Origin of the sequence: Caballeronia sp. PC1 (assembly GCF_021353155.1) — a bacterium.
In the GTDB taxonomy this organism is placed as follows: Bacteria; Pseudomonadota; Gammaproteobacteria; order Burkholderiales; family Burkholderiaceae; genus Caballeronia; species Caballeronia cordobensis.
Genome location: NZ_JAJUBH010000001.1, coordinates 465261 through 477878 on the forward strand (window position 1 = coordinate 465261; position 12618 = coordinate 477878).

General features: G+C 65.8%; 12 protein-coding genes. 6 read left to right on the forward strand and 6 right to left on the reverse strand.

What is annotated here, in order from left to right; all coding sequences use genetic code 11:
- The first annotated feature begins 84 nt into the window (after positions 1-84).
- Positions 85-540, forward strand: a complete 456-nt coding sequence (locus LY284_RS02295; protein ID WP_233384208.1) for a hypothetical protein — start codon at positions 85-87, stop codon at positions 538-540.
- On the opposite strand, the gene LY284_RS02300 is transcribed toward LY284_RS02295, so the two are convergent.
- Together LY284_RS02300 and LY284_RS02305 are read right to left on the reverse strand one after the other, a co-directional pair.
- Entirely contained in the window at positions 440-1741 is a 1302-nt protein-coding gene (locus LY284_RS02300) for a cyanate transporter (RefSeq protein WP_233384219.1), read from the reverse strand. The two genes, LY284_RS02295 and LY284_RS02300, sit on opposite strands and share 101 nt — an antisense overlap.
- Entirely contained in the window at positions 1738-2940 is a 1203-nt protein-coding gene (locus LY284_RS02305; RefSeq protein ID WP_233384228.1) for an amidohydrolase family protein, read from the reverse strand. Before LY284_RS02305 ends, LY284_RS02300 begins: the two co-directional genes overlap by 4 nt.
- 148 nt (positions 2941-3088) lie before the next feature.
- Between LY284_RS02305 and LY284_RS02310 the strand changes: the two genes are divergently transcribed.
- A complete protein-coding gene (locus tag LY284_RS02310; protein ID WP_233384237.1) occupies positions 3089-3790 on the forward strand; it encodes a GntR family transcriptional regulator in 702 nt (233 codons plus the stop codon).
- A gap of 68 nt (positions 3791-3858) precedes the next feature.
- Here the strand turns inward: LY284_RS02310 and LY284_RS02315 are convergent, their stop codons facing one another.
- The gene (locus LY284_RS02315) at positions 3859-5424 is read right to left on the reverse strand and encodes an acid phosphatase (RefSeq protein WP_233384252.1); all 1566 of its coding nucleotides are present in this window, start codon (positions 5422-5424) and stop codon (positions 3859-3861) included.
- 247 nt (positions 5425-5671) lie between these two features.
- Between LY284_RS02315 and LY284_RS02320 the strand changes: the two genes are divergently transcribed.
- From LY284_RS02320 to LY284_RS02330, 3 genes are all read left to right on the forward strand, one after another.
- The gene (locus LY284_RS02320; protein WP_233384272.1) at positions 5672-7015 is read left to right on the forward strand and encodes a cytochrome-c peroxidase; all 1344 of its coding nucleotides are present in this window, start codon (positions 5672-5674) and stop codon (positions 7013-7015) included.
- A 123-nt stretch (positions 7016-7138) separates the two neighbouring features.
- A complete protein-coding gene (locus tag LY284_RS02325; protein ID WP_233384281.1) occupies positions 7139-7537 on the forward strand; it encodes an RT0821/Lpp0805 family surface protein in 399 nt (132 codons plus the stop codon).
- 19 nt (positions 7538-7556) lie between these two features.
- A complete protein-coding gene (locus LY284_RS02330; protein ID WP_233384284.1) occupies positions 7557-8006 on the forward strand; it encodes an NUDIX hydrolase in 450 nt (149 codons plus the stop codon).
- Here LY284_RS02330 and LY284_RS02335 read toward each other — a convergent pair whose 3' ends face one another.
- Together LY284_RS02335 and LY284_RS02340 are read right to left on the reverse strand one after the other, a co-directional pair.
- Complete coding sequence (locus tag LY284_RS02335; RefSeq protein ID WP_077157320.1) at positions 8007-8963, reverse strand: transporter substrate-binding domain-containing protein; 957 nt, start codon at positions 8961-8963, stop codon at positions 8007-8009. It lies immediately after the preceding gene.
- Between the two features lie 92 nt (positions 8964-9055).
- Positions 9056-10765, reverse strand: coding sequence for a glutamine--tRNA ligase/YqeY domain fusion protein (locus LY284_RS02340; RefSeq protein ID WP_045450829.1), 1710 nt, complete (start codon positions 10763-10765; stop codon positions 9056-9058).
- A 331-nt stretch (positions 10766-11096) separates the two neighbouring features.
- On the opposite strand from LY284_RS02340, the gene LY284_RS02345 reads away from it, so the two are divergent.
- The gene (locus tag LY284_RS02345) at positions 11097-11309 is read left to right on the forward strand and encodes a hypothetical protein (protein ID WP_041730537.1); all 213 of its coding nucleotides are present in this window, start codon (positions 11097-11099) and stop codon (positions 11307-11309) included.
- 37 nt (positions 11310-11346) lie between these two features.
- Here the strand turns inward: LY284_RS02345 and LY284_RS02350 are convergent, their stop codons facing one another.
- Positions 11347-12567, reverse strand: a complete 1221-nt coding sequence (locus tag LY284_RS02350) for a CaiB/BaiF CoA-transferase family protein (protein WP_233384292.1) — start codon at positions 12565-12567, stop codon at positions 11347-11349.
- Positions 12568-12618: the final 51 nt, after the last annotated feature.

A 12618-nucleotide genomic window follows, 5' to 3' on the forward strand; every position in this document is an offset into this window, starting at 1 on the left:
ATTCCGGTTCGACACGCAGCCCGCTCCCGGTGCGCGCATGCCTCACCGTGGCGCGCGCCGCTCCACGAAGGTGACAGGAACGCCTTGAACAACCGAGCCTACGAAACCAGCCCGGCGCAATGCTCGCTATGGACTCGCAAGCAATCGCGTCTGCCGCCCGAATCGCGTCGCGTGCTGCTCGCGCTGTCGGAGCGCGTGCTCGGCGCATCGCTCGTGTCGCTCCTCGAGCTCAAGGGCTTTCCGGCGCAACTGGCCGTCGATTCATCGTCGGTCGGACGGATCGTCGGGCAATGGCGTCCGCATGTGCTCTTTCTCGATACACGCGTCGGCGGCAGCGGCAACTATGCGCTCGTGCGCGCACTGCGCGAAGCCGATGACGACGCCCATCGCCTCGTCATCGCAATGAGCGGCTTTCTGCCCGAAGAGCCGATCGCGAGGCTCAAGGAAGCGGGCTACGACGGACATTGTCGCCGTCCGTGCCCCGTGTGGCAGATGACCGATCTGCTCGACGAATACTTCGCGTGCCGCGCGGTGCGCTGACCTCGCCGCGCGCGGCCATCGCCCGTGCATAACTCCGCGGGCTGAACACGACATTCAGCGCGATCATCGCGACGAGGCTGGCGGCGAGCATCATCCACGACATCGAGAAGCCGCCGCTCACGTCGCGCACCACGCCCGCGACGACCGGCGCCAACGCCGCGATCACGAAGCCCACGCCCTGCACGAACGCGACGAGCCGCCCGGCGAGCTCCGGATCGTCGGCGTGATCGAGCGTCAGCACGAGCGTGAGTGCGAACACGCCGCCAAGCCCGCCGCCGAGCAGCGCGACGACCACGAGCGGCGACGAAAGCGGCGCGACGAGCAACAGGCCGAAGCCCGCCAGTTGCGCGACGAGCCCGAGCGCAAGCCACGGACGCCGGTCGCGGCCGCCGCCGAAGCGCGCGGCCGCCATCGGCAGGAGCAGCGCGGACGACGCCTGAAACACCGTGAGCATCGCGAGCAGCGCGCCGCTTTCGGTTACGCCGCGGCCGAGTTGCTGGTAATGCGCGGGCATCCACGCAACGAGGCTCGTGTAGCCGCCGTTGACGAGCCCGAAGAAAATCCCGAGCGTCCACGCGCGGCGATTGAAAAAGAGCGATGGCGCGCGCGCGGCGCGGCGCGGCGACGAAGCGCGCGGCAATGCGTCGGCGCGCATGAGCAGCAGCCACACCGCGAGCGCGATCGCCGCGGGCAAGGCCCAGAAAGCCAGCCCCGCCTGCCACGACATGCGCGACGCGACCGCCGGCGTGATGCTCGCGCCGAGCCCGCCGCCCGCCATGATCGACGCCGAATAGAGGCCCATTGCGAAGGGCAGGCGCGCGGAAAAGCGCGTCTTCATCACGCCGGGCAACAGCGCCTGAATGACCGCGACGCCCGTGCCTGCGATCGCCGCGCTCGCGATCAGCGCCGCCGCGTGTCCCGCGACGAGCCGCGCTGCGCAGGCCACGACGATCGCCACCAGCCCGATCGCGACGCCGCGTGCATTGCCCATCGCGCCTGAAAGAGCGCTCGCGCCGAACGCGCACACGCCCATCGCCACGACGGGCAAGCCGGTCAGCATCGACGCGCCGCGAAACGACAGCCCCGTCGCGTTCAGGATCACGCCCATCAGCGGGCTGATCGATGTTAAGAGCGGCCGCAGATTCAGCCCGATCGCGACGATCACCGCGAGCCACGCGAGGTTCGATGCGCGCGGGGTCATCGCGTGAACCCGGAAGCGATCGGCGTGCCGTTGGCCATCACGAAGCGGCGCGGCGGGCGCATGGCGACGGCTTGCGCGACGTTCTCCGCGTCGACGAGCACGAGATCGGCGCGCATGCCCGGCGCGAGGCCATAGTCGGCAAAGCCGCACGCGCGCGCCGCTTCGATCGACACGCAATCGAACGCGGCGGCGAGATCGTCGTCGCGGCGCAGGTCGTAACGCATCGCGATCAGCCTCGCGCGATCGAGCATGTCGGGCGAGCCGAAGGGCGTCCAGGCGTCGCGAATGCCGTCGTTGCCGCCGAAGAGCGTCACGCCCGCCGCGCGCGTCTCGCGAAACGGCGGCACCGGCACGGAAGCGGGCGCGGTCGTCAGGAGCGCGACGCCCGCGCGCGCGATGCGTTCGAGCAGCGCGCCGCGCCGCGCATCGGGCAGCGCGCCGAGGCAGAACGCGTGGCTCACGACGACGCGCCCCGCGTAGCCATGCGCCTCCACGCGGTCGAGCAGCAGATCGAACGTGAACGCGCCGAGCTCGCCGGGCTCATGCAGATGCATATCGATCGGCTTGCCGTGCCGGGTCGCGAGTGCAAAGGTGAGATCGAGCGAGGCGGCCGGATCGCCGTCGATGGAAGCAGGATCGAGCGCGCCGAGCACGTCCGCGCCATTCGCAAGCGCCGCATCGAGCAGCTCGCGCGTGCCGGGGCGCTTCAGCACGCCGGATTGCGGGAACGCGACGATCTGCATGTCGAGCACGTCGGCGAGCGCGGCGCGCGTATCGCAGACGCCTTCGAGGTGACGCAGACCCGCATCGGTGTCGATATCGACGTGCGTGCGCAGGCGCGTCGTGCCCTCGCGCAGAAAGGCGAGGGCGAGCGCGCGCGAGGCCGCGGCCGCGTCGTGACCGCTTTGCGCGCGCCAGCGCCGCTCGTTCTCGATGCGGTCGATGAGACGCGGGCCCACCGCATTGCGATACCACGGCATGCCCCACGTGGTCTTGTCGAGATGCGTATGACCTTCCACGAAGCCGGGCAACAGCAGCGCCGACGCGCCGTCGATCACCGTGTCGCCGGGCGCGGGCTGGCGCTCGCCGTGAGGAACGATCGCGTCGATGACCGCGCCGCTCTTCGCACCCGTTATGCGCACGTCCATCGGCGCGCCGCCGAACGGTCGTGCATCGACGATCCAGATCGATGGTTTCATACGATGTATCCTCCCGTGCTCCGTGCATTTGGTTGACCATTCTAGCAGTGTTTGGTCAACCAAAAATACGCCGAAAGTGATAGCCCGAATTCGCATCGGCGCGCGGGCACTGGCTACAATGCGGATCAACGCAAGCACGACAGGCATCATGGCATCTCGCAAGGACACATCATCCAACGAAATTTCCGCTGACGAGCGCGTCTACGCCGCGATCACGTCGGCGCTCCTGCACGGCAAGCTCGCGCCGGGCGCGCAGCTCGTCGAGCGCGAGCTTGCCGCCGCGTTCGACTGCACGCGCGGCACGATCCGCAAGGTGCTGGCGCGCCTCGGCGCGGAAGGCAAGCTGACGCTGGAGGCGAATCGCGGCGCATTCGTGCCGTCGCCGACGCCCGAAGACATCCGCGAGGTCTATCGCGCGCGTCAGGTGGTGGAGGCGGGCGTCGTCGCGGCGCTGTGCGGCACGCTCGCGACGCAGGCGAAGCGCGCGCTGCGCGCGCATGTGAAGGCAGAGCAGCGCGCGGTGAAGGCGGGCAGCGTGGAGGAATGCGTGCGGCTCGCGGGGCGCTTCCATCTGCTGCTCGCGGAACTCGCCGGCGCGCCGGAGGTGCATGTTTTTCTCGCGAAGCTCGTCGCCAAGACCGAGCTCTACAAGGCGCTGTTCGATCCGACCAAGCTGTCGAACTGCGCATCGGACGAACATGGCCGACTCGTCGACGCGCTGGAACAAGGCGATCTCGGCACCGCGCTCGCCGCAATGCGCACGCATCTCGACGAACTGGAAGCGCGCGTGCTCGCGCAGGCGGGCGGGACGCGCACGAACGATCTGGCGTCGCTGTTCGCAGGCGCCTGACGCATGCGAAAAAAAACGGGCCGCGGTTTTCACACCGCGGCCCGTTCCATTGCAGCGCCGAATAACGCTTACTGCGAAAAGTCGAGCGCGCCGGTCAGATCGCCCATCTTCTGCGCGCCGTTGGCGGCGAGCGCGGCGTCGCGCGCGGTGATACCCGGCAACGACGGCAGGCTGAAGCGCCTGGTGATGAAGCGCAGGATCGACGTCGTGTCGTACTGCGTGTGATCGACGAAGCCCTTCTTCGCATACGGCGAGACGATGAGCGCCGGAATGCGCGTGCCCGGACCCCAGCGGTCGCCCTTCGGCGGCGCGACGTGATCCCAGAATCCGCCGTTTTCGTCGTAGGTCACGACGACGACCATGTTCTTCCACTGCGGGCTCTTCTGCAGATGGGAGATCAGGTCGGCGATGTGCTGGTCGCCCTGCGCGACGTCCGTGTAACCGGCGTGCTCGTTCAGGTTGCCCTGCGGCTTGTAGAACGCGACTTGCGGCAACGTGCCCGCGTCGATCGCCTTGATGAACTCCGAACCGTTCGTGCCGCCGTCCAGCAGATGCTGCGCGCGGTTGGCCGTGCCCGGCGCGAGATCGGCGAAGTAATTGAACGGCTGATGGTGCGTCTGGAAGTCAGGCACCACGTTGACCGCGCCGTTGATGACCGAGCGGTCCGCCAGCGCCGCGCCCCACGAACCGCCGTACCACGCCCAGCTCACGCCGGCATTGTTCAGCAGATCGCCGATGTGCTGTTGCGTCTGCGGCGGCAGCGTGGTGGCCTGGCCCGGGTCCGCGAGGTTCGGATCGCCGCCCGTCGCAGGCTTGTTGCCGCTCGGCTGATACGGCGGCTGCATGGTGTTGATCGCGTAGAAGTCCGGCGTGAGGTTGCCCGAATTCACGAAGAGGCCCGACGTATTGCCGGTGAGCGCCGAACCCGGGGCTTTCGCGAGCTTGAGCGAGACGCCGTCCGGATTCACCGCCGAGACCGAGCCGGCCGCGGGGCTCTTGTCGGCGTTCGGATAGACCGGCGTACACGCGCAGACAAGCCACTGGTGGTTCAGGAACGAGCCGCCGAACGCGCCCATGAAGAAGTTGTCCGCGAGCGTGTATTGCTGCGCGATCTTGTAGAGCGGCAGCTTGTCCGGCGGCGTGTCGTAGTGGCCCATCACGAGGCCGCCCGAATCGCCCCACGCGGCGAACATGTCGTTCTTGCCGCCGTCGATCTGCATCTGGTTCTCGTAGAAGCGGTGATACAGATCGCGCGTCGTGACGTTGAGCTGCGTGTTGAAGCCGTTTGCCGCGTCGATCGCGAAGGGCGTGTTCGGCAGGTTCGCCGTCATCGCTTCGGTGATCGCGGGCGTTACGCCCGTCGCCGTCAGGCCGCCCCATATTTTCGGCAGCGTGGCCAGCAAGCTGCCGTCGCGGTCGAGCTGCTGCGAATTGGCGGCCGTTACGTTCTGCAGACCGTTCGCGCCGGGGAAATGACCGTACAGGTTATCGAAGCTGCGGTTCTCGGCGTAGATCACGACAACGTTCTTCACCGAGGAGATGTCGTTGTCGTGATTGTCGTCGCCGCCGCATGCGTAGAGGCCGAATGCGACCGTCGCCGCGAGCGGCGCCGCGCAAACGAGTTTTTTGTTCATTGCGATTCTCTCTTGTGTTGTGAACCGGCGCACGACGCGGGCTTTGTCGTGGGGAAGCCTTTGCCCGCCGGCGTGCGCAGTGTCGCAACGCAAGTTGACGAAGCCATGTAATAAGGCTTTCGTTTGCGTAATGTTCGCTTAATAAATATTACGAAGCAGCCTCGCCGTGAAAGCGTCCGCGTTTGTCACATGAAAGACATACGCCCGACATACGCTTCGGCTTCTTTCAATTCGATGTCACACGTCCATGTCTTCGATGCGTCTGCCGTTCGTTCTCTGCACGCTCGCGTTCGCCGCGTTATCCGCCGCGATGAGCGGCTGCGATTCCCATGCGGCCAGTGCGAACACGAATGCACCGACGCAGCCGTCGGCCCCCGGCGCCGCACCGCAAGCGCAGACGCGCGCCGAAGTCTTCGCGCACGTGAAGCAGATGACGACGCTCGGCGAAAAGCTCTTCTTCGATCCGTCGCTCTCCGGCTCGGGCAAGCTCGCCTGCGCGTCGTGTCACAGTCCGGGCCACGCGTTCGGGCCGCCGAATGCACTGTCCGTGCAGCTCGGCGGCAACGACATGCATCGGCCGGGATTTCGCGCGGTGCCCTCGCTCAGGTATCTGCAATCGGTGCCCGCGTTCACGCGGCATTTCCACGATTCCGACGACGAAGGCGATGAAAGCGTCGATGCCGGCCCGACCGGCGGACTGACGTGGGACGGCCGCGTCGATCACGGCGCGGATCAGGCGCGCATTCCGCTTCTGTCGACGTTCGAAATGGGCAGCACGCCGGCCAGGGTCGCGGCTGCGGTGAAGGCGTCTACGTATGCAGACGACTTCCGCAAGGCCTTCGGCGGCAGCGTCTTCGACAGCGACGACAAGACCTTCACCGCGGTGCTGCAATCGCTCGAAGCGTTCGAGCAGACGCCCGCGCAGTTCTACCCGTACACGAGCAAGTTCGATGCGTTTCTCGCCGGCCGCGCGAAGCTCAACGCCGCCGAGATGCACGGCCTGCAGCTTTTCAACGACGAGAACAAGGGCAACTGCGCGTCGTGTCACATCAGCCAGCGCGCGAAAGACGGCTCGCCGCCGCAGTTCAGCGATTTCGGCCTGATCGCGCTCGGCGTGCCGCGCAATCGCGCGCTGCCGATCAACAAGAATCCGAAGTTCCACGATCTCGGCGCGTGCGGCCCCGAGCGCACGGACCTGAAAGGGCAGGACGACTACTGCGGCATCTTCCGCACGCCCACGCTCCGCAACGTGGCGACGCGCAAGACTTTCTTCCACAACGGCATCTATCACACGCTGGACGACGTGGTGCGCTTCTATGTCGAGCGCGACACCAACCCCGAGAAGTTCTATCCGGTGTCGAAGCAAGGCGTCGTCGAGAAATTCGACGATCTGCCGAAGCGGTATTGGGCGAATATCAATACCGATCCGCCGTTCGACCGCAAGAAGGGCGACAAGCCCGCGCTCGACGAAGCCGAGATCCGGGACGTCGTCGCGTTCCTCAACACGCTGACCGACGGCTACGACCCCGCGAAGGACAAGGATTCGCAAAAGGGCATCGGCATCGGCGAAGTGAAGTCCGCGTCCAACTGAGTCTGACGCGCCCGCGTCATGCTATCCTCGGTGCGGCCCGCTCGCGCGCGCTGCAGTTGGTGATTCCGTTGCCGCTCTGGTTGCACGTGCAGACGGCCAAACATCCGCAACGAGGAGAATCCAATGCCGAACACACATCGGGCGCTCGCCCGCGCCCCGTATCTGACGATCGCCGCCGCCGCGATTCTGGCCGTGAGCGCACAGGCCGAAGCGGCCAATCTGGGCTTTCTGAACGACACGCCCATCACCTACATGAAGCAGCGCGATCTCCAGGCGCTCAACAATGCCGCGCAGGTCGCGCTAAACACGAAGCAGGACGGCGAGTCGCTCGACTGGGACAACAAGGGCGCCGGCAACACGGTGCCGATCAACGGCACCGTCACGCCCGAAAACAGCTTCGAATCGAACGGCCTGAAGTGCCGCAAGATCACGCTCGTCGCGCACGCGAAAGGGCAGACGCAAACCTGGACGCCGGTTGCCTGCAAGCAGAGCGACGGCAAGTGGAAACTCAAGAAGCAGTGATGAACGGGGAACGCAATCGATGACCGGTCGCAGCGTATCGTGCGGCGTGGTCATGCTGAACATGCAAGGCGACGTGCTGCTCTGCCACGCGACCGAGACCACGCACTGGGACGTGCCCAAGGGCGCCGCCGATCCCGGCGAGAGCCCGCGCGATGCGGCCTTGCGCGAGCTCGTCGAGGAAACGGGCATCGTGATTGCGCCCGAGCGCCTCAAGGATCTCGGGCGCTTCGTCTATCGGCGGGACAAGGATCTGCATCTCTTCGCGGTGCGCGTGAGCGCAGAGGACGTGCGGCTCGAGAACTGCATCTGCGAATCGTACTTCCCACGCTATAGCGACGGCACGATGATTCCCGAGATGGATGCGTACCGCTGGGTCAGTCCGGCGGATGTCGACCGGTACGCGAGCCGCAGCCTCGCGCGGCTTTTCCAGACCACGCTGTCGCTCGCGGAACTGCACGAGACGCTTTGATCAGTCGACCGTGCGGTCGTTCGGATGCGCGAAGAGCGCTCTCATTTCCGCCGACATCGGGAATTGCAGGTTCATGCCGTCCGGCGGGATCGGCCGCATGAACCACGTTTCGTAGAGCTTCGCCGCCTCGCCCGAGCGCTGCATGTTGGCGATCACGTCATCGACGATGCGCTTGAACACCGGATCGCCCTTGCGCATCATGCAGCCGTACGCCTCGTTCGCGAGCGACGTGCCCGTCACCCTGTATTCGCCGCGCGCCGCGCCTTCCTGCGCAATCTTGCCGTAGAGCAGCGGATCGTCCATCACGAACGCCACCGCGCGGTCCGATTTGAGCGCGGCGAAGCCTTCCGCATGATCGCGCGCGCTGATGATGCGCAGATTCAGCTTCTGGTCGATGTCCATCTGCCGCAGCATGCGCTCGTCCGACGTGCCTGCCGTGGTCGAGACGGTCTTGTTCGCGAGGTCGGCGTAATCGTGGATGCCCGACTTCTTCTTCACCGCCATGCGGATGCCGTACTGAAAGAAGCTGTTCGAGAACGCGACGAGCGGATCGCGCTCGGCGACATGCGCGGTCGAGCCGCATTCGAGATCGACCTGATTGTTCACGACATAGGAAATGCGATTCGCCGACGTGACCTGCACGTTCTTCACGGCGAGATTCGGCATGTTGAGACGCTTCTTGATCTCATCGACGACCTTCAGCGCGATGTCGTACGAGTAGCCGACCGGCTGCTGCTTCACCGTGTATGAAAACGGCACCGACGATTCGCGCGTGCCCAGCACGATCGCGCCGTTTTCGGCGATCTTGCGCAGCGTCGCGGAGGGCTGCATCTGATCGACGGCGGCCTGCGCCCTTGCGAGTTCGGCGGCGGTGGCGGCATGCGCGCTGACGGCCGCGAGCAGCAGGGAGGCGACGGCGGCAGTTCGTTGCGCCCGTGAGCGGTGCGGCAGCTTCATGATGTCCTCGTGAGGCGGCTTGCGACGATTGCGGTAACGCGCGGGAAGCGCCGCGTGGCCGCGCGGCGCTTCGTACTTCGACTGCTCCGGCGTCAGGCCGGCTTGCCCCAGCTGTCGCGCAGGCCGACGATGCGGTTGAACACGGGCTTGCCCGGCTGCGAATCCACGCGGTCGGCGACGAAATAGCCGTGCCGCTCGAACTGGAAGCGGTCTTCGGCGTTCGCTTCGCGCGCGGAAGGTTCGAGATAGGCGTTCACCACGCGCTTCGAATCCGGATTCAGCGCATCGAGGAATTCCGCGCCGCCCGCGCCCGGTTGCGGTTCCTTGAAGAGACGGTCGTAGAGACGCACTTCGGCCGCATAGGCGCTCGCCGCGCTGACCCAGTGGATCGTGCCTTTCACCTTGTAGTTGTTCGCGCCTTCGGTGCCCGACCGGCTGTCCGGGAAGTAGTTGCAATGGACGGCGATCACGTTGCCGTTCTCGTCCTTGTCCGCGCCCGTGCATTCCACGACGAAGCCATACTTCAGGCGCACCTTGTTGCCGGGGAAAAGGCGGAAATAGCCTTTCGGCGGCGTTTCCTGGAAGTCTTCGCGTTCGATCCACAACTCGCGCGAGAAGGGAAACGAGCGCACGCCGCGATCCGGATGATGCGGATGCACCGGCGCGCTGCATGCTTCGCTCTGGCCTTCCGGATAGTTGTCGATGATGAGCTTGAGCGGATCGAGCACGGCGATCGCGCGCGGCGCTTTATCGTCGAGATCGTCGCGCAGCGCGCCTTCGAGAATGCTCATGTCGATCCACGAATCGACCTTCGTCACGCCGACGCGCTCGACCATCAGGCGGATGCTCTCGGGCGTGAAGCCGCGCCGCCGCACGCCGACGATGGTCGGCATGCGCGGGTCGTCCCAGCCCTCGACGTGATTGTCCTGCACGAGTTGCAGCAGCTTGCGCTTGCTGGTGATCGCATACGTGAGGTTCAGGCGCGAGAATTCGATTTGCTGCGGAAGCGGGCGCTCGAACACGCCGTCGTCGGCGAGTTGCGCGAGGAACCAGTCGTAGAGCGGCCGGTGATCCTCGAACTCCAGCGTGCACAGCGAATGCGTGATGTTTTCGATCGCGTCCGACACGCAGTGCGCGTAGTCGTACATCGGGTAGATGCACCACGTATCGCCCGTGCGGTAGTGATGCGCGAAGCGGATGCGGTAGATGACCGGATCGCGCATGTTGAAGTTCGGCGAGCCCATGTCGATCTTCGCGCGCAGCACGTGCTCGCCTTCCTTGAACTCGCCCGCCTTCATGCGGCGGAAAAGGTCGAGGTTCTCGTCGGGCGTGCGCGTGCGGTACGGCGAGTCGATGCCCGCTTCGGTGGCCGAGCCGCGCGTGGCGCGCATCTCTTCGGCGGTCTGGCTGTCCACATACGCCTGGCCCTTCTTGATGAGCATTTCGGCGTACTCGTACAGCTTGTCGTAATAGTCGCTCGCGAAGTACTTGTGCTCGGTGCCGTTCTTGTTCCATTCGAAGCCGAGCCACTTCACGGCGTCGATGATCGAATCCACGTATTCGACGCTTTCCTTCTCGGGGTTCGTGTCGTCGAAGCGCAGATGGCAGACGCCGCCGTATTGCGCGGCAAGGCCGAAGTTCACGCAGATGCTTTTCGCATGGCCGATATGCAGATAGCCGTTCGGCTCCGGCGGAAAGCGCGTTTCGACCCGCTGCGACCATTTGCCGGAGCGGTTGTCGTCTTCGATGATGTTGCGAATGAAATTGGATGGCGCCGGGGCGTCGTTGCGATCGGTGTTCATGCGAAAGAAGGTGCCAGCGGATGCGCTCGCGCGCGTGAGAACGGTTCGGGAAGCGTGACCCTGCGGGAAACGCGTACGAATGCCTTGAATATTGGGTCGATTCTACCTTACGCAACCGTGCGGGACAGCCCGCGCGGGTTTGCGGCGGTTCCATTACATCGATTACCGCGAAGCGCGGCGTTCGTAACCGCCGTAACGGGACGTAAATCGCGTTGAAAGGGGCGCGCGTGCGATTTTAAGATCGGCTCGCCTGCCTGGAATGCGCCCGCTTCGGCGGCGCCGCGGCAAGAAAAGCACAACACATCACAACGACAACACAAGGATAGCCATCATGAAAAAGATCGCCATCACGACGCTCAAATTCGCCGCCGCGGCCGCACTCGTGTCGAGCCTCGCCGCCTGCGCCAACGTCTCGCGCCAGCAGGCGCACGCCGGCGTCGGCGCGGCCGCGGGCGGCGCGCTCGGCTATCTCGTCACGGGCGGGCCGATCGGCACCGTCGCGGGCGCGGCGGCGGGCGGGCTCATCGGCGCCGGGGTTCGCTAATACTGCGCTCATACAGCGCTGATACCGCGCCGATGCGTCAGATCGCCTTCGCTTCCCGCAATCGCGCGATTTTCGCCTCGTCGTAGCCGAGCACGCTCGCGAGCACGTCCGATGTGTGCTCGCCCAGCATCGGCGGATGCGAGCGCGCCTCGGGCGGCGTCGCGCTCATCTTGATCGGGTTCGCGACGAGCTTCACGGCGCCGCCGGTCGGATGCGGCAGGTCGATCTGCATCTTGCGCGCGAGCACTTGCGGGTCGTCGAACACTTCGCCGAGATCGTTGATCGGGCCGCACGGCACGCCCGCCGCTTCGAGTTCCGAGATCCACGCGTGCTTGCCTTTGAGCCGCACCATGTCCGCGAGAATCGGCACGAGGAGGTCGCGGTTGCGCACGCGCGACGGATTCGTCGAGAAGCGCGCGTCGTCCGCGAGTTCCCCGCGCCCGCCCGTTTCGACGAATTTGCGGAACTGCCCGTCGTTGCCCACCGCGACGATGATCCAGCCATCGCTCGTCTGGAAGGTCTGATACGGCACGATGTTCGGATGCGCGTTGCCCCAGCGCACCGGCGGCTTGCCGCTCGCGAGGAAGTTGGTGTTCATGTTGGCGAGCATCGCGACCTGCACGTCGAGCAGCGCCATGTCGATGTATTGCCCTTCGCCCGTGCGGTCGCGGTGCGCGAGCGCGGTGAGCACGCCGATCGTCGCGTACATGCCGGTCATCAGATCCGCGATCGCGACGCCGGCTTTTTGCGGGCCGCCGCCCGGCTGGCCGTCGCGCTCGCCGGTAATGCTCATGAAGCCGCCGATGCCCTGCACGATGAAGTCGTAGCCCGCGCGCGGCGCATACGGCCCCGTCTGCCCGAAACCCGTGACCGAGCAGTAGACGATGTCCGGCTTCACCGCCTTGAGCGATTCATAGTCGAGCCCGTACTTTTTCAGTTGCCCGGCCTTGTAGTTTTCGAGGACGACATCGCTTTGCGCGGCGAGCTCGCGCACGATCTGCTGGCCCTCCGGCGTGGCGATATCCACGGTCACGGAGCGCTTGTTGCGGTTGGCCGCGAGATAGTAGGCGGCCTCGCGCGTGTCCTCGCCGTCCGGCGTCTTCAGGTAGGGTGGGCCCCAGTGACGCGTGTCGTCGCCGGTTTCGGGCCGCTCGATCTTGATGACGTCCGCGCCGAAATCGGCGAGGGTCTGCGCGCACATCGGTCCCGCCAGCACGCGGGTCAGGTCCAGTACGCGGATATGGCTCAATGCTCCCATTCGATTCGTCTCGCTCGTTGATGTCTCCCGAATCGCGACTGTCGCACAGAA

What these genes read in the sequence shown, in the direction of transcription:
- LY284_RS02345 (WP_041730537.1), top strand. Translation starts at nt 11,097, where the DNA reads ATGAAAAAGATCGCCATCACGACGCTCAAATTCGCCGCCGCGGCCGCA.
- LY284_RS02350 (WP_233384292.1), bottom strand. Translation starts at nt 12,567, where the DNA reads ATGGGAGCATTGAGCCATATCCGCGTACTGGACCTGACCCGCGTGCTG.
- LY284_RS02300 (WP_233384219.1), bottom strand. Translation starts at nt 1,741, where the DNA reads ATGACCCCGCGCGCATCGAACCTCGCGTGGCTCGCGGTGATCGTCGCG.
- LY284_RS02325 (WP_233384281.1), top strand. Translation starts at nt 7,139, where the DNA reads ATGCCGAACACACATCGGGCGCTCGCCCGCGCCCCGTATCTGACGATC.
- LY284_RS02305 (WP_233384228.1), bottom strand. Translation starts at nt 2,940, where the DNA reads ATGAAACCATCGATCTGGATCGTCGATGCACGACCGTTCGGCGGCGCG.
- LY284_RS02320 (WP_233384272.1), top strand. Translation starts at nt 5,672, where the DNA reads ATGTCTTCGATGCGTCTGCCGTTCGTTCTCTGCACGCTCGCGTTCGCC.
- LY284_RS02330 (WP_233384284.1), top strand. Translation starts at nt 7,557, where the DNA reads ATGACCGGTCGCAGCGTATCGTGCGGCGTGGTCATGCTGAACATGCAA.
- LY284_RS02310 (WP_233384237.1), top strand. Translation starts at nt 3,089, where the DNA reads ATGGCATCTCGCAAGGACACATCATCCAACGAAATTTCCGCTGACGAG.
- LY284_RS02335 (WP_077157320.1), bottom strand. Translation starts at nt 8,963, where the DNA reads ATGAAGCTGCCGCACCGCTCACGGGCGCAACGAACTGCCGCCGTCGCC.
- LY284_RS02340 (WP_045450829.1), bottom strand. Translation starts at nt 10,765, where the DNA reads ATGAACACCGATCGCAACGACGCCCCGGCGCCATCCAATTTCATTCGC.
- LY284_RS02315 (WP_233384252.1), bottom strand. Translation starts at nt 5,424, where the DNA reads ATGAACAAAAAACTCGTTTGCGCGGCGCCGCTCGCGGCGACGGTCGCA.